The 22,222-nt window shown below is 38.5% G+C and carries 18 protein-coding genes and 1 other RNA gene; 13 read left to right on the forward strand and 6 right to left on the reverse strand.

Annotation, left to right across the window (positions count from 1 at the left end; genetic code table 11):
* Positions 1 to 201 precede the first annotated feature (201 nt).
* The 5 genes from lon (at position 202) to QQS39_RS03770 (ending at position 6,713) form a co-directional block, all read left to right on the forward strand.
* Positions 202 to 2,562, forward strand: coding sequence for an endopeptidase La (gene lon, locus QQS39_RS03750; protein WP_075671981.1), 2,361 nt, complete (start codon positions 202 to 204; stop codon positions 2,560 to 2,562).
* A 214-nt stretch (positions 2,563 to 2,776) separates the two neighbouring features.
* Positions 2,777 to 3,052, forward strand: coding sequence for a nucleoid-associated protein HU-beta (gene hupB / locus QQS39_RS03755; protein ID WP_151434326.1), 276 nt, complete (start codon positions 2,777 to 2,779; stop codon positions 3,050 to 3,052).
* 476 nt (positions 3,053 to 3,528) lie between these two features.
* Entirely contained in the window at positions 3,529 to 5,406 is a 1,878-nt protein-coding gene (ppiD, locus tag QQS39_RS03760; protein WP_285805408.1) for a peptidylprolyl isomerase, read from the forward strand.
* A gap of 291 nt (positions 5,407 to 5,697) precedes the next feature.
* A complete protein-coding gene (locus QQS39_RS03765; protein WP_265576157.1) occupies positions 5,698 to 6,069 on the forward strand; it encodes a ComEA family DNA-binding protein in 372 nt (123 codons plus the stop codon).
* A gap of 239 nt (positions 6,070 to 6,308) precedes the next feature.
* Entirely contained in the window at positions 6,309 to 6,713 is a 405-nt protein-coding gene (locus QQS39_RS03770; RefSeq protein ID WP_099074223.1) for an acyl-CoA thioesterase, read from the forward strand.
* Between the two features lie 172 nt (positions 6,714 to 6,885).
* Here the strand turns inward: QQS39_RS03770 and queC are convergent, their stop codons facing one another.
* Positions 6,886 to 7,584: a 7-cyano-7-deazaguanine synthase QueC gene (gene queC / locus QQS39_RS03775; RefSeq protein ID WP_100159254.1), complete on the reverse strand. Its 699-nt coding sequence runs from the start codon at positions 7,582 to 7,584 to the stop codon at positions 6,886 to 6,888.
* Positions 7,585 to 7,742: 158 nt separating this feature from the next.
* On the opposite strand from queC, the gene QQS39_RS03780 reads away from it, so the two are divergent.
* The 5 genes from QQS39_RS03780 to amtB all read left to right on the forward strand — a co-directional run bounded on the left by QQS39_RS03780 (position 7,743) and on the right by amtB (position 13,665).
* A complete protein-coding gene (locus tag QQS39_RS03780; RefSeq protein WP_036911686.1) occupies positions 7,743 to 8,204 on the forward strand; it encodes an Lrp/AsnC family transcriptional regulator in 462 nt (153 codons plus the stop codon).
* Between the two features lie 55 nt (positions 8,205 to 8,259).
* On the forward strand, positions 8,260 to 10,005 hold the full coding sequence (locus QQS39_RS03785; RefSeq protein ID WP_151434328.1) for a SmdA family multidrug ABC transporter permease/ATP-binding protein: 1,746 nt from the start codon (positions 8,260 to 8,262) through the stop codon (positions 10,003 to 10,005).
* Positions 9,992 to 11,779 (forward strand): SmdB family multidrug efflux ABC transporter permease/ATP-binding protein, encoded by a 1,788-nt coding sequence (locus tag QQS39_RS03790; RefSeq protein WP_285805409.1) that lies wholly within the window; start codon positions 9,992 to 9,994, stop codon positions 11,777 to 11,779. Before QQS39_RS03785 ends, QQS39_RS03790 begins: the two co-directional genes overlap by 14 nt.
* A gap of 242 nt (positions 11,780 to 12,021) precedes the next feature.
* On the forward strand, positions 12,022 to 12,360 hold the full coding sequence (gene glnK / locus QQS39_RS03795) for a P-II family nitrogen regulator (RefSeq protein ID WP_151434330.1): 339 nt from the start codon (positions 12,022 to 12,024) through the stop codon (positions 12,358 to 12,360).
* Between the two features lie 12 nt (positions 12,361 to 12,372).
* Positions 12,373 to 13,665 carry an ammonium transporter AmtB gene (gene amtB, locus QQS39_RS03800; protein ID WP_432711551.1) on the forward strand — a complete coding sequence of 431 codons (1,293 nt, stop codon included), beginning with the start codon at positions 12,373 to 12,375 and terminating at the stop codon, positions 13,663 to 13,665.
* A gap of 42 nt (positions 13,666 to 13,707) precedes the next feature.
* Here amtB and tesB read toward each other — a convergent pair whose 3' ends face one another.
* The gene (tesB, locus tag QQS39_RS03805) at positions 13,708 to 14,583 is read right to left on the reverse strand and encodes an acyl-CoA thioesterase II (RefSeq protein WP_151434332.1); all 876 of its coding nucleotides are present in this window, start codon (positions 14,581 to 14,583) and stop codon (positions 13,708 to 13,710) included.
* A gap of 323 nt (positions 14,584 to 14,906) precedes the next feature.
* Here tesB and ffs point away from each other — a divergent pair.
* Positions 14,907 to 15,003: signal recognition particle sRNA small type (ffs, locus tag QQS39_RS03810), an RNA gene on the forward strand.
* Between the two features lie 407 nt (positions 15,004 to 15,410).
* Here ffs and hha read toward each other — a convergent pair.
* The 4 genes from hha to QQS39_RS03830 form a co-directional block, all read right to left on the reverse strand.
* The gene (gene hha, locus QQS39_RS03815) at positions 15,411 to 15,614 is read right to left on the reverse strand and encodes a hemolysin expression-modulating protein Hha (RefSeq protein ID WP_006535062.1); all 204 of its coding nucleotides are present in this window, start codon (positions 15,612 to 15,614) and stop codon (positions 15,411 to 15,413) included.
* Between the two features lie 45 nt (positions 15,615 to 15,659).
* Complete coding sequence (tomB, locus tag QQS39_RS03820) at positions 15,660 to 16,022, reverse strand: Hha toxicity modulator TomB (protein ID WP_151434333.1); 363 nt, start codon at positions 16,020 to 16,022, stop codon at positions 15,660 to 15,662.
* 641 nt (positions 16,023 to 16,663) lie between these two features.
* Positions 16,664 to 19,813 (reverse strand): efflux RND transporter permease subunit, encoded by a 3,150-nt coding sequence (locus QQS39_RS03825; RefSeq protein ID WP_151434334.1) that lies wholly within the window; start codon positions 19,811 to 19,813, stop codon positions 16,664 to 16,666.
* Between the two features lie 14 nt (positions 19,814 to 19,827).
* The gene (locus tag QQS39_RS03830; protein WP_285805410.1) at positions 19,828 to 21,021 is read right to left on the reverse strand and encodes an efflux RND transporter periplasmic adaptor subunit; all 1,194 of its coding nucleotides are present in this window, start codon (positions 21,019 to 21,021) and stop codon (positions 19,828 to 19,830) included.
* Between the two features lie 124 nt (positions 21,022 to 21,145).
* Here QQS39_RS03830 and acrR point away from each other — a divergent pair, with 124 nt between their 5' ends.
* Positions 21,146 to 21,790, forward strand: coding sequence for a multidrug efflux transporter transcriptional repressor AcrR (acrR, locus tag QQS39_RS03835; protein WP_151434336.1), 645 nt, complete (start codon positions 21,146 to 21,148; stop codon positions 21,788 to 21,790).
* Positions 21,791 to 21,818: 28 nt separating this feature from the next.
* Positions 21,819 to 22,172, forward strand: a complete 354-nt coding sequence (locus tag QQS39_RS03840) for a DsrE/DsrF/TusD sulfur relay family protein (RefSeq protein WP_023580846.1) — start codon at positions 21,819 to 21,821, stop codon at positions 22,170 to 22,172.
* Positions 22,173 to 22,222 lie beyond the last annotated feature (50 nt).

A 22,222-nucleotide genomic window follows, 5' to 3' on the forward strand; every position in this document is an offset into this window, starting at 1 on the left:
GAGGAAAATTTAAGATAAGGCGCGCCAACGCAATAAAAATGAGGGAATTTTCCCTCATTTTGTTTTTTTAATGGGTAAGGCTATTGAATGTCAGAAAAGTGCCCTTATATATTTTGACAATCCGTGGAATTAATTTTATTTGGTGACATGCGAATAAAATTACCTGTAAAAGCGTTAAGCTAAAAACGAAGAGAGAGCTCTATGAATCCTGAGCGTCCAGAACGTATTGAAATACCTGTATTGCCATTACGTGATGTCGTTGTATATCCGCATATGGTGATCCCGTTGTTCGTTGGTCGTGAAAAATCTATTCATTGCTTAGAAGCTGCGATGAACGACAACAAACAAATTATGCTGGTTGCGCAGAAAGATGCATCTACTGACGAACCAGGTGTTAATGATCTTTTTTCTGTTGGTACAGTTGCGTCTGTTTTACAGATGCTAAAACTGCCTGATGGAACAGTGAAAGTCCTTGTTGAAGGTATTCGTCGTGCCAAAATTACGACGTTATCTGACAATGGTGAATACTTTCAGGCGAAAGCAGAATACCTTGAAACGCCTGCTGTTGATGAGCGCGAACAGGAAGTCTTAAATCGTACAACGATTAATCAGTTTGAAGGTTATATCAAACTGAATAAAAAAATTCCGCCAGAGGTATTAACCTCATTACATGCTATCGAAGAATCAGCGAAATTAGCAGATACCATTGCTTCTCATATGCCGCTGAAATTAAAAGATAAGCAAGCTGTACTTGAAATGTCTGATGTCACCGAACGCCTTGAATATTTAATGGCGATGATGGAATCAGAAATCGATCTGCTACAAGTTGAAAAACGCATTCGTAACCGCGTTAAAAAGCAGATGGAAAAGAGTCAGCGTGAGTATTATCTCAATGAGCAAATGAAAGCTATTCAAAAAGAATTAGGTGAGATGGATGATGCACCTGATGAAATGGAATCGCTGAAACGTAAAATCGACGCTGCTAAAATGCCAAAAGAGGCAAAAGAAAAGACAGAAGCGGAACTTCAGAAATTAAAAATGATGTCGCCAATGTCTGCAGAAGCCACGGTTGTGCGTAGCTATATTGATTGGATGGTTCAAGTTCCTTGGAATAGCCGTAGCAAAGTTAAAAAAGACTTAGTGAAAGCACAAGAAGTTCTTGATACTGACCATTATGGTTTAGAGCGTGTTAAAGAGCGTATCCTTGAATATCTCGCGGTACAGTCTCGAGTTAGCAAAATTAAAGGGCCAATCCTGTGCTTAGTAGGACCTCCAGGTGTCGGTAAAACCTCACTGGGTCAATCTATTGCTAAAGCAACAGGCCGTAAATATGTTCGTATGGCGTTAGGTGGTGTACGTGATGAAGCTGAAATTCGCGGTCACCGTCGTACTTACATCGGTTCTATGCCAGGTAAATTAATTCAGAAAATGGCAAAAGTTGGCGTTAAAAACCCACTTTTCCTGTTAGATGAAATTGATAAAATGTCATCAGACATGCGAGGCGATCCGGCTTCTGCACTGTTAGAGGTGTTAGATCCAGAACAAAATATCGCATTTAACGACCATTATCTGGAAGTCGATTACGATCTGTCTGATGTTATGTTTGTGGCGACATCTAACTCCATGAATATACCGGCACCGTTGTTAGATCGTATGGAAGTGATTCGTTTATCAGGTTATACCGAAGACGAAAAACTGAATATTGCTAAGCAACATTTGTTACCAAAACAGATTGAACGTAATGCGTTAAAACCAAGTGAGCTGACAATTCATGACAGCGCAATTATGGGCATTATTCGTTATTACACGCGTGAAGCGGGTGTACGTAGTTTAGAACGTGAAATTTCTAAATTATGCCGTAAAGCAGTAAAACAACTGCTAATGGATAGCACAATCAAACATATTGAGATTAACGAAGATAATCTCAAAGACTACTTAGGTGTTCGTAAAGTTGACTACGGTCGTGCTGACACAGAAAACCGAGTAGGAATGGTAACAGGGCTTGCATGGACAGAAGTTGGTGGTGATCTACTGACTATTGAAACAGCAAGTGTACCGGGTAAAGGCAAGCTAACATTCACCGGCTCTTTAGGTGAAGTGATGCAAGAGTCTATTCAAGCGGCGATGACTGTCGTTCGTGCTCGTGCTGATAAACTTGGTATTAATGGCGATTTCTATGAGAAACGTGATATGCACGTACACGTTCCTGAAGGCGCAACACCAAAAGATGGTCCAAGTGCAGGTATCGCAATGTGTACTGCATTGGTATCAAGCCTAACAGGTAATCCTGTGCGTTCTGATGTTGCAATGACGGGCGAAATTACGTTACGCGGACAAGTATTGCCAATTGGCGGACTGAAAGAAAAGTTACTTGCTGCACATCGTGGTGGAATTAAGACAGTTCTTATCCCAGATGAAAATAAACGTGATTTAGAAGAAATTCCTGAAAATATTGTTGCTGATCTGGATATTCACCCGGTGAAAACAATTGAGGAAGTTTTATCGTTAGCCCTGCAAAACTCACCGTTTGGCATGGAAGTTGTGACTGATAAATCACACTAAAGAGTGATATTAGTCATAAATAATAGCTAAAAAAAAGGCTGGATAAGTAATAAAAGCTTGCCAGCCTTTTTTTGTGTCGCTAATTTAATGGCGATTTTAATTAAAAATGCTGTTTTATCGGTCTTGCTATATCTAAAAAGGCTTGATATAACGACGTTTGCAAAATTTGCCATTAATGGTGAAAAATAACGCATAAAATTATGGGGATGAAAGCGTGAATAAAACTCAACTGGTCGATAAAATTGCTGCAAATGCAGATATCTCAAAAGCGGCAGCAGGTCGTGTTGTAGATGCTCTGGTTGCTTCTATCACTGAATCTTTACAAAAAGGTGATGATGTAGCATTAGTAGGTTTCGGTACTTTCACTGTACGTGATCGTGCAGCTCGTACAGGCCGTAACCCACAAACAGGTAAAGAAATTCAAATTGAAGCTGCAAAAGTTCCTGCATTCCGTGCTGGTAAAGGCTTAAAAGACGCAGTTAATCAATAATAGTTGAACTTATTTTCTGCCAATTTGTTATTAGTTTAACGTTATGGGTAAACAGAAAACGACTCAATTAAAAAAATGAAGCGCATCTTTTTGAGATGCGCTTTTCTTTTTTAGGTTATAAATCACGATTAAACCTTGTATTCTCTGGCGATAAGACGTGAAACTGAAGTAGTCATTTGATAGAATGACGCGTTGTTCTATAACTGAAATAGACAACAATGAATGATTCAGTGGTGAGTTAAATGGTTATCGTAATCAATGAATCAAATAATGCTGTTTAGTTTTTTCTTAGTTATAGAAAGTGCGTGTTAAGACTGCGCATTAATACGGGACTGGCTGTTTTTAATGATTGTCGCGTGTCGCGACATTTTGATATTAAGCCAGCATGGGCATATTATCTTTTCGCTGTGCTCAAAATAGTCGTGTAACACCCATAAAAATAATTTTTATTTCACCAAACGGAGCCTCGTCTCGTTATGATGGACAACATTCGTTCCACTGCTAATAATCCATTTATAAAGATATTATTAGCTGTGATCATCCTCTCCTTCGTCCTAACCGGTGTGGGCGGATACCTCTTTAGTTCAGGCGTTAATGATGCTGCTGAAGTTAACGGATATAAAATTAGCCGTTCTCAATTAGAGCAAACTTATCAACAACGTCGCGCTCAATTACAACAAGATATGGGTGAAAATTTTGCTGCTCTTGCTTCATCAGAAGAAGGTCAGAAACTTATTCGCCAACAAGCACTTGATTTACTGATTAACCAAGCCTTACTTGATCAATTTGCACAAAATCTGGGTATTTCAGCCGGTGATCAGCAAATCAGAGATGCTATTTTTGCACTTCCTTACTTTCAAACTGACGGCAAATTTGACAATAAAAAATATGTCGATTTATTGAAAGGCAATAATATTGATGCAGATGCTTTTGCAGAAGGTATTCGTCAAAACCTTATTAATCAGCAATTAAAATTTTCTATCCAAGGTACAGATTTTGCCTTAGATAGCGAAGTTAAAGAATTTGCTGGATTAATGCTACAAAGCCGTAATGTACGTTTAGCATCATTAGACATTCAGCCATTCCTTGAAAAAGAAACGGCATCTGATGAAGAAGTGAAAGCGTTCTATGAGCAAAATAACCAAATGTTCATCGCGCCAGAGCAATTTAAAATTAGCTACATCCAATTAAATGCTCAAAAAGATTTTAATAATATCAACATTACTGATGAAGAAGCGAAGGCTTACTACGATAGTAATATTGATGAATTCACGGCAGTAGGACAGAAACAGTACAGCATCTTAGTATTAGCTGATGAAACAGCGGCTAAAGCGGCAGAAGATGAGCTGAAAAAAGGCGCTGATTTTGTTTCGTTAGTGAAAGAAAAATCTATTGATAGCTTCTCTAAAAAACAAAATGGTTCTTTAGGTTGGATAACTATTGGACAAGAGTTACCAGAGCTGGCTAACGCAAGTTTGACAGAAAAAGGTCAAATCTCTGAGCCTGTTAAAATCAGCAATGGCTACGCAATTTTCCGCCTTGATGATGTCAAACAATCTGTTGTAAAACCATTTGATGAAGTGAAAACAGATTTACTGGCAAAAATGCGTGAAAACAAAGCGATTGATGATTTCTTCGCATTACAACAAAAAGTGAGCCAAGCTGCATCTAATGACAATGACACACTCGCGCCTGCTGCAAAAGCGGGTAACGTGACTGTGGTTAATACTGATTGGTTTGATGAAAATACGGTTCCTGCACCATTAAATAATGAAAAACTCACCCAGTTAATTTTTGGTGGTTCATTAGTGGATGAAAATGGCCCAACAGGCATGAATTCAGACATGGTGACGTTAGGTAATGACAGTGCATTTATCGTGCGTGTAGAAGGTTATAAGCCTTCAGCAACCCAACCATTAGATAAAGTGCGTGATCAAGTTGTTATGCTGGTTAAACAGCAAAAAGCATCACAAGCAATGAATGCAGAAGCCCAAAAACTTTTAGCTGCCTTGAAAGAAGGCAAAGGCGAAGAAGCACTGAAAGCCGCTAATATTTCGTTTGGTAGTGAAGAAAGCATTGTTCACTCATCTGCAACAGATGTAGTACAAACCGCGATTTTCTCTATGCCAAAACCCGCTGAAGGCAAAAAAGAGTATGGTATGACTAATGTGCCAGGCACTAAAGTCGTTCTTATTCAATTGGATAGCGTAACAGATGGTAAGCCAACATCTGAACAACTAGAGTTTATGACTAATCTCTATCGCGCTCAGATGGGCGAAGAAGCGTTACAACTCATGTTACGCGACCTAAAAGATAACGCTAAAATTGAAATTTTTGATAAAGACTATCAATAATCGAATTTGAGTTATTAAATTGAAAACCCAGCATCAAGCTGGGTTTTTTTATGGCTGCTATTCTTGGTTATTTAAACAAATAAGGTTACCGCTTAAAAAAATTCATATTTGAGAGCCAGCACGATAATTTTTTGTAATGCTTCTTTTGTTCATTTTTATTTTTCCTAGTTTCTCGTAGTTTTCTTTTTATACAATTGCCGATTTATCAGTATATTGGCACTCTTTTTCTGCATTCAGAAATCTCTGTTTGTTATTGAATTTAAAATTATTGAATAAAAGGAAATGATGATTATGAAAATGGATAAAAAAATGTTGTCAGGTTTTATGGCTTCTATCTGTCTTGCCTTGGGATTAGGGCTTTCTCCTTTCTCTTATGCAGAAGAAACACCCGCTTCAACCCCAACGGTTTCTATTGAAACTCACTCATCTGTTGTTCGTGATGCTAAAGAAAATAAAGCCAGTACAGAAGGTAAAGTTAATTTAAATACGGCAACAGTAGATGAATTAATGGGATTAAAAGGGATCGGAAAAGCGAAAGCACAAGCCATTATTGATTATCGCGAGCAGTTAGGGCGTTTTACCTCTATCGATGAACTTGAAAAAGTTTTTGGAATTGGTATGAAGTTAGTTGATCAAAATCGTGATTTTATTGTTATTAATTAAGGTGTTCATTCTTATACGATATTGAGTATAAGTGATAGCAGAAACGTGAATATTGATTGAAAATCTCCGTGTTTCTCTTGGTTTGTATTTTGATAAGAGAAACACGTTTTCTTTGTTAAAAGAAAACGAGATAAAACTATATCAAAAATTACTAAATTTATTTTCTTGGCTATATTTATGGTATCGCATAAAAAATTTATAAAAAGTTTATTAGAATAATCAAGAGGTAATAAATTGATATGAGTACATTAATTAAAGTTTATGGTTTTCATTTAGATGTTTTTGAACATGTGAATAATGCACGTTACCTTGAGTTTTTAGAGCAAGCTCGATGGGACTGGATTGAGCAACATTTAGATTTTGATTGGTTTAAGCGCAATGGTTTGGCATTAGTGGTTGCTAATATCAATATTAATTATCGCTTACCTGCAAGTTTAGGTGATGAGCTACTAATTGATTGTGATGTTGCTGAAGTGGGAATTAAAAGTGGCGTGCTTTCTCAAAAGATTGTGAGAAAAAAAGATGGCGCACTTATCTCTGATGCATTAATTACTTTTGTTCTTGTTGATATCAATACCAAAAAAGCACTGACATTAACAGAGCAGTTAAGAGAGAAGCTTGAATATGTACGCCAATCATCCTAATACACAAAGAGAGTATTAGAGATCTCTTATTAAACACTTCAGGCTAATCTAAGATGATTTAATGCAGTGATAATGTTTAATAAATTATCACTGCATAAGTGAATGCATAAATGAAAACATAAACGAATAGAATGGCAGGTAGCAGTGATAATTAATCAGGTAATTCTGATGATTATTTAAGACCCACTTTCTGTTTCATGGTCTGCATAATAGGTGTTTTATCGGCTAAGTAGGTGTTTAATCCTCGTTGTCTTAAATGACAAGCCGCGCATTCACCACAGCCATCCCCCTGAATACCGTTATAGCAAGTTAAAGTTTCATGACGAACGAAATCTAACTTTTTATAGTAATCAGCTAAAGCCCACGTTTCGGCTTTATCTAGCCACATTAATGGCGTGATAAATTTGATATCACGAGCAATACCTAGGCTGACAGCATGATTGAGTGCTTTTACAAATTCATCTCGACAATCTGGGTAACCAGAAAAATCTGTCTCACAAACACCCGTGATGACACTCTCAGCGCCAATTTGATAAGCGTAAATTGCAGCCAAAGTGAGGAAAAGGATATTTCTACCTGGTACGAAGGTACTAGGAATATCACTTTCTTCACTTTCTTTGAAATCAGGAACAGGAATATTGTCGCGAGTTAAGCTACTGATGGCGAGTTCGTTGAGTAAACTTACATCTAAAACTTTATGCGCTGTTGCGCCCAGTAATTGACTAACTTTTTGTGCTACCTCAATTTCTTCTTTATGGCGTTGCCCATAATTAAATGTAATGCAATGTACTTCATCGTACTTTTCCAACGCTTGAATAAGGCAGGTTGTCGAATCTTGTCCACCACTAAAGACAACGACCGTTTTTTTCATCAGAATACTCCTGAATATTGAATTTCTATAGGGATTAGTACGCATAAAAGTACATATATTATGGCAATTTATTACCGATTTATCATTAGATGATTACTCTTATAGTAAGGGGCAGGTTATCATTATTTTTTGTAGGGGCATATTTTGAAGGAGTATCTATGTTAGATAAGATTGACCGTAAACTATTAGCGCTGTTACAGGAAGATTCAAGCCTCTCACTGAATACTTTGGCTGAGGCTGTTAACCTAACCTCAACACCTTGCTGGAAACGATTGAAAAGATTAGAGGATGAAGGGTATATTCGTAAACGCGTTGCGTTGCTTGATAGTGAAAAAATCGGGCTAGGTCTAACAGTTATTGTTATGATTAGAACACAGCAGCATAATAGCGAATGGTACGAACAGTTTGTTTCATTTGTTAAGCAAATGCCAGAAGTACTGACATTCTATCGAATGGCGGGTGAGTGTGATTATCTAATGCATGTTGAAGTAGTAGACATGAAAAGTTACGACCTATTTTATAAGCGTATGGTTAATGGCGTACCGGGTCTTATTGATGTGACTTCTAACTTCGCAATGGAAAAAATTAAATACACAACGGCAATGCCGATACCTGAATAAGGTTCATCTTTACCAACTGGCACTTTTATTTTTGTATAACCTTAGGATTTAAGGCGTGGCTCTATTTTCACAGCTCAGTTGGTATTTTCTCAATGAATGGCGTCGTTATGTAGGTGCCATTTTCTTATTGATGGTTATCGCAGTATTACAGGTGATCCCTCCAAAGATTGTTGGGATCATTGTGGATGGTGTCGATAACCATAGTCTGACGTTTAGCCAAGTGATGAATTGGATTGGCGTGATGGTATTAATAGCCCTCGCGGTTTATCTTTTGCGTTATTTTTGGCGTCTTTGGTTATTTGGCGCATCTTATCAATTAGCAGTAAAACTGCGGATGCAAATTTACCAACAACTTAATCAACAATCTTCCTCTTTTTATCATCGTTATCGCACAGGCGATTTAATTGCACGTACCACCAACGATGTTGATAAAGTGGTTTTTGCCGCAGGCGAAGGTGTACTGACCTTAGTGGATTCTATGGTTATGGGGCTTGCTGTACTTGTCATGATGAGCATTCAGTTAAGTTGGGAACTGACACTGATTTCATTACTACCTATGCCAATCATGGCAATTTTGATTAAGCGATATGGCGATAAATTACATAGTCGCTTTAAAACGGCACAGGCACTTTTCTCTTCACTTAATAATCAAGCACAAGAAAGCTTGAGTAGTATTCGTATGATCAAATCATTCGGGCTAGAGCAACAACATGCCTCCCGTTTTGATGATGTGGCAAAAGAAACTGGACGACAAAATATGCGTGTTGCAAGAATTGATGCGCTATTTGATCCTACTATTTTTATGGCTATTGGTTTTGCTAATTTACTCGCTGTTGCTGGTGGCAGCTATTTTGTAATTAATGGCAGAATGACATTGGGTGAATTAACCAGTTTTGTGATGTATTTGGGGCAAATGATCTGGCCAATGCTGGCTTTAGCATGGATGTTTAATATTGTTGAGCGTGGCAGTGCTGCTTATAGTCGCATTAATAGTTTATTGGATGAAAAACTCGATATGGTTGATGGTGAGTTATCACCAAAGCCAGGTCGAGGAGTATTATCCGTTGATATCAAACATTTCCAATATCCCGAACAAACGACACAAACACTGAAAAACGTTCATTTCACATTATCACCCGGTGAAATGCTAGGTATTTGTGGTGTGACTGGCAGTGGTAAAAGTACATTACTTAGTGCTATTCAACGACTTTACGATATCACCGAAGGTGAAATTTGTTTTCAATCAGTTCCTATTTATCAATTGAAACTTGATGAATGGCGAGCGCGATTGGCTGTTGTTAACCAAACTCCCTTCCTATTTTCCGATACCATCGCGGGAAATATTGCTTTAGGTCGTCCTGATGCGACAAAAGAAGAAATAGAGTCTGTTGCGAAACTGGCAAATATTCACGAGGATATTTTGCGCTTACCGCAAGGGTATCAAACACAGGTAGGTGAAAAAGGTGTGATGTTATCTGGTGGACAAAAACAGCGTATTTCTATTGCCCGAGCGCTATTACTGGATGCCGAGATTCTATTATTAGATGACGCATTATCTGCAGTTGATGGACAAACAGAATATCAAATCCTGCAAAACTTGTCACAATGGCGAAAAGATAGAACCTTAATTATCAGCGCTCATCGCTTATCTGCATTGGTTGGTGCTACGAATATCTTAGTTTTGAAACAAGGCGAGATTATAGAGCAAGGTACACATCAGCAGTTAATTTCAATACCAGGTTGGTATCAAGATATGTACCATTATCAGCAATTAGAGGCCGCGCTGGATGACGATGAATAAAAATAAATCCGTTAAAGCGCTATTACCTGCATTAAAGCGCCTTTTGACTTATGGTAAAACCTATCGCAAACCCATGACATGGGGTGTCATTATGTTGTGGGTTGCTGCCGTTGCAGAAGTGGGGGGACCATTAATTGTTGGCTATTTTATTGATGCAAAAGTTGCCACGAATAATGTGGAATTAATGTCATCCTTAGGTCTCGCGTTGGCTTTTATTCTTTTGCAGGTGATCGCCGCGACACTTCACTATTATCAGGCAATTGTGTTTAATCATGCTGCTGTTGGGGTTGTACAACAATTACGTACTGATGTAATGAGTGCGGCTCTAAAACAGCCATTAAGTGCTTTTGATAATCAGCCCGTGGGGCAGTTAATTTCTCGTGTAACAAATGATACCGAGACGATTAAAGATTTGTTCGTGAACGTGTTACCGACACTATTTCGAGCAATTGCTTTAGTGGTTGTTATGCTGATAGCGATGTTCTTATTGGAATGGCAAATGGCGCTTGTTGCAATGATGATATTTCCTGCAGTGATAGGTGTGATGATGCTTTATCAGCGACTGAGCACACCGATTGTACGTAATGTACGTCATTTTCTTGCCAATATTAATGATGGTTTCCACGAAGTTATCAATGGCATGTCAGTTATTCAGCAATTTAGGCAACAAGCTCGATTTGGCGAAAGAATATCAGATGACAGTTGGCAACATTACCAAGCACGTATGAAAGCGTTAAAACTGGATGGTCTGTTATTACGTCCTTTATTAAGTATGCTCTCTGCGTTGGTTCTGTGTGGCTTATTAATGCTATTTGGGTATCAAGGCAGTGCAGTTATTGGTGTTGGGGTTATTTATGCGTTTATTAGTTATCTAGGTCGATTAAATGAACCCTTGATCACATTGACATCACAGCAATCAATTTTGCAACAGGCGGTTGTCTCTGGTGAGCGTGTTTTTGAACTGATGGATGCACCCTTACAACACTACGGTTCATCATCACATTCCATCACTCAAGGTAATATCGATGTTAACTCTCTTTGGTTTGCGTATCGTGATGAGCAATGGGTATTAAAAGATATCAATTTAACTATTCCTGCTCGTCATTTTGTCGCATTCGTTGGGCACACAGGAAGTGGCAAGAGTACTTTAGCCAGCTTATTAATGGGAAATTATCCTTGGCAAAAAGGAAGTATCTCTTTAGATAAGCAACCATTAGGATCGTATTCTCATACAGCACTACGCAGTGGTATTGCGATGGTGCAGCAAGATCCCGTTTTATTATCGGGTTCACTGTATGACAATATTACGTTAGGGCGTAAATGTGATGAATCACATTTATGGCAGGTATTAGAAACGGTTCAACTTGATCAATGGGTTAAAACCTTACCTGAAGGGCTACAAACAGAACTCGGTGAGCAAGGTAGTCGCTTATCCGCAGGACAAAAACAGCTACTTGCATTGGCGCGTGTATTATTAATACCTCCTCGTATTCTTATTTTGGACGAGGCAACAGCAAATATTGACTCAGGAACAGAACAAGCCATACAGAAGGCGCTAAAAGTAGTTAGGGAAAAAACAACACTGATTGTTATTGCTCATCGACTTTCTACTATTATTGAAGCCAATGAAATTGTGGTGCTTCATCGTGGTGCAATTGTCGAACAGGGTGATCATGCTAAGTTACTTTCACAAAAAGGTCGATATTATAATATGTATCAATTACAGCAAGTCAGAGAATCTTTACAAGAACAAGTCCCTGTTGAAGTAGAATAATCACCTTAAATAAAAAACATAATTCTAGAGGGCGCATTATCTTTATGTATGCGCCTTTTTTACTTCCCTATTATCTCGCTTTTATCAAAATAGCCATCGTATTTTTGCACCAACTCGGTGAGCCTTTTCATTTTCACTATTTCAATAATTTTATTTTTGTTTAAATATCAATGTGTTAAATAATGGCATGCCTTTTGCTTTTCTATATGGGCTTGGTTCTTTTAAATATCGACGAGGTTTATATGAAATATATCATCGCCATTATTAAGCCATTTAAATTAGAAGAAGTACGAGAGTCGCTTTCTGAGTTAGGTATAAAGGGAATGACAATCAGTGAAGTAAAGGGATATGGGCGACAAAAAGGTCATGCGGAGTTGTATAGAGGCGCAGAATACGAAGTTAATTTTCTCCCCAAAGTAAAAATAGAGCTAGCTATTTGCGATGATCAACTGGAGCCAGTTATGCAAGTGATTATGCAAGCGACTGATACAGGGAAGGTAGGAGATGGAAAAATTTTTGTTTTTGAATTATTGCAGGCTGTCCGTATTCGTACCGGTGAGTCTGGTGATGAAGCACTTTAAAGGAGATATTCGATGAAACGCTTACTTTCTTTGCTATTAATGTTAGTGCTCACACACTTTTCTTCATCCGTATTTGCGACTGAAACAGTGGCAGTTGATAAAGCTGACAACGGTTTTATGTTGGTATGTACTGCTTTGGTCTTTTTTATGACGATACCCGGTATCGCTTTGTTTTATGGCGGATTATTGAGAGGAAAAAACGTACTTTCTTTGATCACGCAAGTGATGATGATTTTCAGTGTGGTTGTTATTCTTTGGGTTACATTTGGCTATAGTTTGGCATTTACCGCGGGTAATAAAATGTGGGGTGGGTGGTCACTTACTTTTTTGAATAACGTATCACTAGATTCACTCTCTGGTTCAATTAATCAATATGTACATATTGCTTTTCAAGGCTCTTTTGCAGTGATAACCGTTGCATTAATTGTTGGTGCATTAGGTGAGCGAGTTCGTTTTTCTGCATTGCTTATTTTCACCGTTATTTGGTTCACATTTTCTTATATCCCGATTGCGCATATGGTATGGGGAGAAGGTGGTTGGTTAATCGATGATGGTGCATTAGATTTTGCTGGGGGAACCGTCGTACATATTAATGCAGCTATTGCAGCTCTTGTTGGTGCTTACTTACTTGGTAAGCGACGTGATAGTCAACATACCGCGCTTAAACCTCATAATTTGCCGATGGTCTTTACAGGTACAGCGGTGCTCTATATTGGTTGGTTTGGCTTTAATGCAGGCTCTGCTGGCAGTGCAAATGCGATCGCAGCTTTAGCATTTCTAAATACAGTAATCGCAACTGCAGGAGCGGTGCTTTCTTGGACTGCATCAGAATGGCTCACCAGAGGAAAACCTTCCATGCTAGGCAGTTGTTCAGGTTGTATTGCAGGATTAGTGGCAATTACACCTGCTGCTGGCACAGTCGGAGTGATGGGTGCTTTATTTATCGGTGTAGTAGGAGGGATCATCGGGCTTTGGGGCGTTGTTGTTTTAAAACGTTGGTTAAAAGCGGATGATGTTTGTGATGTTTTCGGCATTCACGGTACTTGTGGTATCGCAGGTTGCTTATTAACAGGGGTATTTACGGCTTCATTTTTAGGAGGCGTGGGATACAGCGATGGTATGACACTTAGTAAACAAGTTTTAATTCAATTAATAAGTGTTGTGATCACAGTGATTTGGTCTGGTGTTGTCGCTTATATAAGCTTTAAAATCGCAGATAAACTGGTTGGTTTACGTGTTTCAGAAGAGGAAGAGCATGATGGATTAGATTTAACCACGCATGGTGAAAGAGCTTATCAACAATAATTGTCTATTCCCCCTCGTTTGAGGGGGGAATATGCCAAAATATTATTTTGAATGTTTAGTCCGTTTTTGGCGAATAACCCCTTCTTGAACAGAAGATGCGACTAGTTGACCATTTGTATTAAAGAATTTACCTCTAACAAATCCTCTACCGCCTGACGCTGAAGGGCTTTCAATCACATAAAGTAACCAATCATCCACACGGAATGGACGATGAAACCACATAGAATGGTCAATCGTAGCGACCTGCAGACTTGTATCCATAAAGCCTAAGCCATAAGGTTGGAGAGCGGTTGGTAAAAAATCAAAATCAGAAACATAACCAAGCAAGTATTGATGCAAGAAAGGATCTGATGGCATTTCACCACGACTACGATACCAAACATAGCGTTCAGCGGGCGCTTTAGAGTAGCCAAAAGGGCTAAAATATTGCACTGGACGTGCTTCAAAAGGTGTTTCTCGTAGTGCTAAAGATCTAATCGGTTCGGGTAATTTAGGTGCTAATTTCTTTAAAATTTCATGCTGTGGGATAAGTTCATTTGGAAAAGGAACATCAGGCATTATATCTTGATGTTCAAAGCCCTCTTCAAATTCTTGAAAAGAAACGGTCATATAAAAAATAGGTTTACCATGCTGAATAGCACTGACTCTACGAGTACTAAATGAACCGCCATCACGGATAAATTCCACATCATAAACGATAGGCTTGCGGCTATCGCCAGGACGTAAAAAGTAGCTATGAAATGAGTTGATGTAGCGGTTATCAGCAATTGTCTGTTTTGCAGCGTATAGTGCTTGTCCGACAACTTGCCCACCAAAAACTTGAGGTAATCCTATATCTTCGCTTTGACCTCTAAATAGACCTTCTTCTATTTTTTCAAGTGCCATCAAATTGATGAGATCTTTCAATGCTTGACTCATAGTGTACCTGTATCATTAGATCTGGTTATTTTTTATAACGCTGATTATATACAATCCTCAGAAGATAAAAAAATAATCTCCCTTTTTATCTTAGATAGCAATCTAATGATAAATAAACAGCGTTGATGAGATTATGATTTATCCACTTATTGAATACTTTCTGGTGAATTTATGAGGGACAAAAAGAGCGTTAAAGGCAATTGAATAATCAGCGAGAGAAAAATTGGGTAATTAATCATCACTTAGGCTCGCTTTCCTTGCTATTTGGGTCAGTTTAAAACATAATGCGTGACGTCTTAGCAATAAGACAATCTATGGGGTCTTGTTGGTTCTCCCGCAACGCTAACTTGTTAACTCGGTCAGGTCCGGAAGGAAGCAGCCATGACAGGTGTCGCGTGTGCCGGGATGTCGCTGGCAAGGCCCCACCCAATTTTTAGCCTTTCGTAATATCTAATCTCTCATAATGATTATCTTCTAGGATTTTTGTTTCCCCTTATGTTTTACTCTACACGCGTGTTTTTTTGAGCGCTGTTTTCTTTGAGTTTAAGAATCAATCGTATCGAATAGAAAATCGTATTGAATAAAAAATAGTATGCTTAATGTATCAATTTATTATTGGAATATTTACGGTCATATTTATAAATGAAAGAATATTTGAGCAAAGCAGTGCAGTCATGCCGTAATAAGTCAACGGCATGATGGTGTGTAATCATTCTACTGATAAGAAAACGCGAATAAAACGATATCTAAATTAAGAACTAATAACCCTAATACTATAAAAAATAAAAATAGCAAAAATAAAACTAAGGTAATTAAATAGAACTAGATTATCTTACAAATTTCCAAACAGACGCTGGAATTTTATCATATAGCTTATTCATTGTGAGTTCTGCTAAACGGTGGTCGGCTGCTGAATAAAACAGCTCCAGTTCATCATCAGAAAGCTCATATTTGTTTTTTTCAATCACACGTTCTAATGTTTCGATTGAAGTACATTTTCTTAAACGCATTAGATAGTCTGTCTTAGTCATGTTGTCTTTTCTCTATTATTAAAATAAAACTAAAGATAATTAAAATTATTTAATATAATTTGTTGGGTTTTTGGCAATGAGAGTTAAAAGTGACTGGTTTAACTCTTTCCAATTATTGATATCTGAGTAAGAAATTGATGTATTACCAAATAAACGATAAGTCTCTTCAAGGTACTCTTCTATAAGCGTATTAATTACATGTTTATCTGGGTGCTTAATCTTAAATTTCCAACTAAAGTCCATAATGTGTTCAATTAGAACATTAAGGTCAACGCTTTTTGTGCTACTCAGATCGTTGTGCCAAACTGTGCTTCCTTTATCTAAGGAGCCTAAAGCTTGCTGTAATAGCTCTTCGCACAAAAACGACAATTCGGCTAAATCTACTTTTTCTGGTGAATATTCGTCCATAACATATCGTAATTGAATTAATAGAAAATATTCATTAATAATGATAAATACTTAAAGTTGAGCTTATTAACGAGATACATCACATAATTCATTAATGGATTAATAAAAAACATAAACTGGAAAATGAGCGTTTATATTTACTCGCATGCTAAAAGAGTTTAATAATTATATTTATTATTTCTAACAAAGTAATAGCATATCGAAAGACAATACTAAACATTCAATTGCACATGAATGAGTTTAAAATTTATACATTAAGTATTTCTTTGCTTAATATAGCACTATTATTGCATAAGTCACTATCTGAACAACAGAATTTTGTCTATTTTCGTAAAAATTAATAAATCCCGATTAAAGTGATTTTATCTTAACATAATGATTTTATTTGTTTTTATTATATTTCAAATGTTTAAGCGTGTAAATGAGGCATAATTATCGTTGTTATTTATAAATAACAGAACAGCTTAATTTTGACAAAAAGTCACATATAAGAAAAAAAATAAAATGAATTTATTGATTAAAGAGATATTTCCTAAAAATAATATAATGAGATAAGTTTTCATTTAAAACAGTGCATCAATAGATAAAGAAAAAGGTCGCTTTCGCGACCTTTTTGGCATTATCACTCAAATTCATTCAAACTAGTGAGAATGATTTGGATGCTCTAAATCTTCATTTTTCTTCGCAAATCGTCTACGGATCACAACGAAGAAAATAGGAACAAAGTAGATAGCAAGGGAGGTTGCGGCAATCATACCACCGAATACACCTGTACCTACTGAGTTCTGAGCGCCAGAACCCGCACCATTACTTAATACTAGAGGAATAACCCCTAACATAAAGGCTAGTGAAGTCATTAGAATTGGACGTAGACGCATTCTAACAGAGTCTAACGTTGCTTCTATGAGTCCTTTACCTTCTTTCTCCATCAAGTCTTTGGCGAATTCAACAATCAAGATTGCGTTTTTCGCCGATAACCCAATGGTTGTTAGTAGCCCAACCTTAAAGTAAACGTCGTTTTCAAGCCCTCTTATTGATGTTAATGCAAGCGCACCAATAACACCCAGTGGAACGACTAACATAACGGAGAATGGTACTGACCAGCTTTCATAAAGAGCAGCAAGACAAAGGAATACCACTATCAAGGAAATGGTATACAGCGCAGGCGCTTGGTTACCCGATAAACGTTCTTGATATGACATTCCTGTCCATTCATAACCGATACCGCTTGGTAGTTTACTCGCGAGATCTTCCATCATAAGCATTGCATCACCACTACTTTGACCCGGTGTTGCACTACCTTGAATTTGAACTGCTGGTAAACCGTTATAGCGTTCTAAACGAGGAGAGCCGTATAACCAAGGATCTTTACTTGTATCAATGAACGATGAGAATGGAACCATCTGACCGACATTGTTACGAACATAAAGATTACCAATATCTTGTGGCAACATACGGAATTGTGATTCAGCTTGAACGTAAACTTTCTTAACACGACCACGGTCGATAAAGTCGTTTACATAGCTACCACCAAACATCGTACCCAATGTTGAATAGATATCACTAATTGCAACACCTTGAGCTTGTGCTTTTTCTAGGTCGATAAACAGACGATACTGTGACGTATCTTCCTGACCATTAGGACGCACACCCATTAACATTTGAGGTTGTTGCGCTGCCATTCCGAGTAATTGATTTCGAGCTTCCATGAGTTTATCGTGACCGAGGTTAGCTTTATCCACTAACTCGAATTCGAAACCACCCGCAGAGCCTAACTCAACAATTGCTGGAATGTTAAATGAGTAAACAAAGGCTTCCTTAATTTGGGATAATGCCACGTTGGCACGTCCTACAATAGCAGGCACTTTGTCTTCTTCTGCTTTACGTTCATCCCAATCATTCAATACAACGAAAACCAGACCCATATTTTGTCCTTGACCACCGAAGCCGAAGCCACTTACGGTAAAGACAGATTTAACGAGTTCTTTCTCATCGGTATTGAAGTAGTCGTTTACTCTTTCTAATACGTCTTGTGTTTGTTCTTGTGTAGAGCCAGCAGGCAACTGAACCATTGTCAGTAATACCCCTTGGTCTTCTTCAGGTAAGAACGATGCGGGTAAGCGAATAAACATTAACGCCATACCTGCGACTAATAAAACGTAAATCAGTAAGTAACGACCAGTACCACGAAGAGTACGGGATACGCTGTCAGTATAGTGGTGGCTGCTTTTTTCAAAGGTACGGTTAAACCAACCAAAGAAACCTGTTTGCACACCATGGCTGCCTTTCGGTATAGGTTTTAACATCGTTGCACAAAGTGCGGGTGTTAAAATCAATGCAACGAAAACAGACAGAACCATTGCTGATACGATGGTGATAGAGAACTGGCGATAAATTGCACCTGTTGAACCACCAAAGAATGCCATTGGAATAAATACCGCAGAAAGCACTAAGGCGATACCGACCAGCGCACTTTGGATTTGTCCCATGGATTTACGTGTTGCTTCTTTAGGCGATAAACCTTCTTCTTGCATTACACGTTCGACGTTTTCTACCACAACGATGGCATCATCCACCAGAAGCCCGATAGCAAGTACCATCGCGAACATCGTCAAGGTATTTATCGAATAACCAAACGCCGAGAGTATGGCGAAGGTTCCTAACAATACAACAGGCACTGCAATTGTTGGAATTAACGTAGCACGGAAGTTCTGTAAGAACAGATACATAACTACGAATACCAGCATGATTGCTTCAACCAGCGTTTTTACCACTTCGAAAATAGAGATCTTAACGAATGGCGTTGTATCGTAAGGATAAACAACCTCTAATCCCGCAGGGAAGAACGGCTCCATTTCAGCCAATGCAGCACGTACAGCGGTTGCTGTATCTAATGCGTTAGCACCTGTTGCTAATTTAATACCGATACCAGAAGCGGGTAAGCCATTAAAGCGAGCAATAGTACTGTAGCTTTCAGCCCCCATTTCAACTACACCGAGATCTTTTAACTTAACCTGTGAACCGTCAGTATTGACCTTCATCAGGATATCGCCAAATTGTTCTGCGGTATTGAGTCGAGTTTGAGCAATGATTGATACGTTTAAACGCTGGCCAGGAATAGGCGGTGTTCCCCCTAATTGACCTGCTGCCACTTGGTTATTTTGTGCTTTAATCGCACCAATAACATCAAGTGTTGTCATGTTGTATTTCACCAGTTTATCGGGATCTAACCAAATACGCATCGCATATTGAGTACCAAATAACTGGGTTTCACCCACACCGGTAACACGGCTTAATGGGTCTTTAATCGTTGCACCTACATAGTCTGCGATATCATCTTGCGACATTGAACCGTCATTTGAGATGAAACCCGCAACCATCAAGAATGAACTTGAGGATTTATCAACACTAATCCCTTGTTGTTGCACTTCCTGAGGTAATAACGGCATGGCAAGTTGCAGTTTGTTCTGCACCTGTACTTGCGCGATATCAGGGTCAGTACCTGCTTCAAAGGTCAGAGTGATATTCATCATACCCGCTGAGTCACTGGTCGCAGACATATACACCATGTTATCGATACCATTCATATTCTGTTCGATAACTTGGGTAACAGTGTTCTGCACAGTGGTGGCGTCAGCACCAGGATAAACCGCAGAGATAGAAATCGCTGGCGGTGCAATCGTTGGATACTGGGCGACAGGCAGTTTGATGAGTGCCAGAAGACCTGCGAGCATGGTAATTATCGCAATTACCCACGCAAATATCGGTCTATCTATAAAAAACTTAGGCATGGATCACCGACTCCTTATTGAGGATTCTTAGCTGGCTCAGTTTGTTCAGGTGATGGCTTCGCATCTAAATTCTCTTCTTGAGCTGTTACTGTCATTTTTGGTTTTGCTTTTTGCAATCCAGAAACGATAACGCGCTCACCAGCCTGAACACCACTATTAACGAGCCATTTATTACCAACAGCTTGTGACACTTCAATGGTACGAACTTCAACAACATTATCTTTATTAACAACCATTGTTGTTGCATCACCACGAGCTGTACGAATAACGGCTTGTTGTGGGATCAAAATTGCATTTTGACGAATACCATTTTCTAACTTGGTGCGAACAAACATACCGGGTAATAATTCCCCATTTGGGTTAGGTACGATTGCACGCATCGTAATAGAGCCTGTTGTTTCATCAACAGTCACATCAGAAAACTCTAAATGACCTTTCTGCGCGTAAGCTTGCCCATTAGTCAATGTTAAATGAACAACAGGTTTACCTTGCTCTTGACGAATAACGCCACTTTCAATTTCATTTTTAAGTTTCAGGTAGTCTTCACTCGATTGCGTCACGTTGACGTAAATCGGATCAATTTGCTGAACAGTGGTAAGTGCCACTTGCTGACCTGGAGCAACTAGCGCGCCTTCAGTCACAGTAGATTTACCTGAACGACCTGAAATAGGTGCTGTTACTTTTGTATATTCAAGATTAATTTTTGCAGTCGTTACAGCAGCTTCACCTGCTTTAACAGCGGCAACCGCTTGTGCGTACTGAGACGTTGCAGTATCAAAATCTTGCTTACTGACATAGTTTGTACCAAGTAGAGGTTTATAACGCTCCACGGTGAGACGAGCTATTTCAGCATTCGCTTTAGCTTTCGCTAATTCAGCTTGCGCACTATTTAAAGTTGCTTCAAAAATAGCTGGGTCGATTTGGTATAAAGATGTACCCGCTTCTACATAGCTACCTTCTGTATAATTACGTTTTAAAATAATGCCGCCAACTTGAGGGCGAACTTCAGCAATACGGAAGGCTGATGTACGACCTGGTAAATCAGTGGTGATTGTCAGGGCTTCAGCTCCTAAAGTCACAACACCGACAGCTGGTGCAGGAGGTGGACCTCCAGCAGACTGTTTAGCTTTGTCGTCACATCCAGCAAGAACCAAGCTGCCTGATAGCACTAACAGAGCCAGAGGCAAAACCCCTCTGTTTTTTCGCATAAGAAAACCTCTATTCAAACGTTGTTTCCCGGGATAAAAATAATTAAGTTGATGATTGATTGCGATGTATAGTACAAACATACATGAATGTATGTAAATTAACTTCAGTCAAAATCGAGGATTAATGGCACGAAAAACTAAACGACAGGCACAAGAAACAAAACAGCAGATTATTGATGCTGCACTTAGGCTGTTTACTGTGCAAGGCGTTTCTGCCACATCACTTTCAGATATTGCAACAGCGGCAGGCGTGACCCGTGGCGCAATATATTGGCACTTTAAAAATAAAGTGGATTTATTTACTGAAGCGTGCGAACTCACCGACTTAAAAATAGAATCTTTAGAAATAGAGTATCAATCAAAATACCCAGATGATCCACTATTTGTATTAAGAGAATTACTTATTTACATATTGACATCAATTGTCGAAGATCCCAAACATAATGCACTTTTAGAAATATATTTCCATAAATGCGAATTTGTCGGTGAAATGACACCAATTGTTGAAATTCGCAGAGAATTGTGTGCAGCGGATCACTCTAGAATAGAACAGTCTTTATCTCGTTGTATTGAAAAAAAACAGCTTCCTGCCGATCTTAATTTAAGAAGGGCCGCTATTATGTTAAGAGCAATGATGACGGGTCTTGCCGAGAATTGGTTATTTTCACCAGAAAGTTTTTCTATCAAAGATGAAAGTCAATATTTGGTTGATAGCTTTATTGATATGATAAAGCATAGCGCAAATATGAGAATATCGGCGCCATCTTAATTTATTATTAAACTTGAGGAAGATGTTTATGAGTAAGGTATTAGTTATTGCTAATGGTGCAGCTTATGGCAATGAATCATTATTTAACGCACTGCGTTTATCGATTACATTAAAAGAACAGCATCCAGAAACTGAATTAAATATTTTTTTAATGTCTGATGCTGTAACTGGGGCTTTAGCTCGTCAACAACCTAAAGAAGGTTATAACTTACAGCAAATGCTGGAAATCCTCACGGCGCAAAATGTGCCTGTTAAACTCTGTAAAACATGTACAGATACGCGTGGTATCAGTGATTTACCACTTGTTGATGGTGCAGAATTAGGTACATTAGTCGATTTAGCGCAGTGGACGCTCGATGCGGATAAAATCCTGACTTTCTGATCACTATTTCGTTTTCTCAGGCGAGAAACAAACCAAGCAACTTGCTCTGT

It is taken from the genome of Proteus appendicitidis (assembly GCF_030271835.1).
In the GTDB taxonomy this organism is placed as follows: domain Bacteria; phylum Pseudomonadota; class Gammaproteobacteria; order Enterobacterales; family Enterobacteriaceae; genus Proteus; species Proteus appendicitidis.

Bases quoted from the DNA above. Each gene is read 5' to 3' on its own strand.
- lon (WP_075671981.1), top strand. From the start codon at position 202: ATGAATCCTGAGCGTCCAGAACGTATTGAAATACCTGTATTGCCATTA.
- ppiD (WP_285805408.1), top strand. From the start codon at position 3,529: ATGATGGACAACATTCGTTCCACTGCTAATAATCCATTTATAAAGATA.
- QQS39_RS03765 (WP_265576157.1), top strand. From the start codon at position 5,698: ATGAAAATGGATAAAAAAATGTTGTCAGGTTTTATGGCTTCTATCTGT.
- QQS39_RS03770 (WP_099074223.1), top strand. From the start codon at position 6,309: ATGAGTACATTAATTAAAGTTTATGGTTTTCATTTAGATGTTTTTGAA.
- queC (WP_100159254.1), bottom strand. From the start codon at position 7,584: ATGAAAAAAACGGTCGTTGTCTTTAGTGGTGGACAAGATTCGACAACC.
- QQS39_RS03780 (WP_036911686.1), top strand. From the start codon at position 7,743: ATGTTAGATAAGATTGACCGTAAACTATTAGCGCTGTTACAGGAAGAT.
- QQS39_RS03790 (WP_285805409.1), top strand. From the start codon at position 9,992: ATGACGATGAATAAAAATAAATCCGTTAAAGCGCTATTACCTGCATTA.
- glnK (WP_151434330.1), top strand. From the start codon at position 12,022: ATGAAATATATCATCGCCATTATTAAGCCATTTAAATTAGAAGAAGTA.
- amtB (WP_432711551.1), top strand. From the start codon at position 12,373: ATGAAACGCTTACTTTCTTTGCTATTAATGTTAGTGCTCACACACTTT.
- tesB (WP_151434332.1), bottom strand. From the start codon at position 14,583: ATGAGTCAAGCATTGAAAGATCTCATCAATTTGATGGCACTTGAAAAA.
- hha (WP_006535062.1), bottom strand. From the start codon at position 15,614: ATGACTAAGACAGACTATCTAATGCGTTTAAGAAAATGTACTTCAATC.
- tomB (WP_151434333.1), bottom strand. From the start codon at position 16,022: ATGGACGAATATTCACCAGAAAAAGTAGATTTAGCCGAATTGTCGTTT.
- QQS39_RS03825 (WP_151434334.1), bottom strand. From the start codon at position 19,813: ATGCCTAAGTTTTTTATAGATAGACCGATATTTGCGTGGGTAATTGCG.
- QQS39_RS03830 (WP_285805410.1), bottom strand. From the start codon at position 21,021: ATGCGAAAAAACAGAGGGGTTTTGCCTCTGGCTCTGTTAGTGCTATCA.
- acrR (WP_151434336.1), top strand. From the start codon at position 21,146: ATGGCACGAAAAACTAAACGACAGGCACAAGAAACAAAACAGCAGATT.
- QQS39_RS03840 (WP_023580846.1), top strand. From the start codon at position 21,819: ATGAGTAAGGTATTAGTTATTGCTAATGGTGCAGCTTATGGCAATGAA.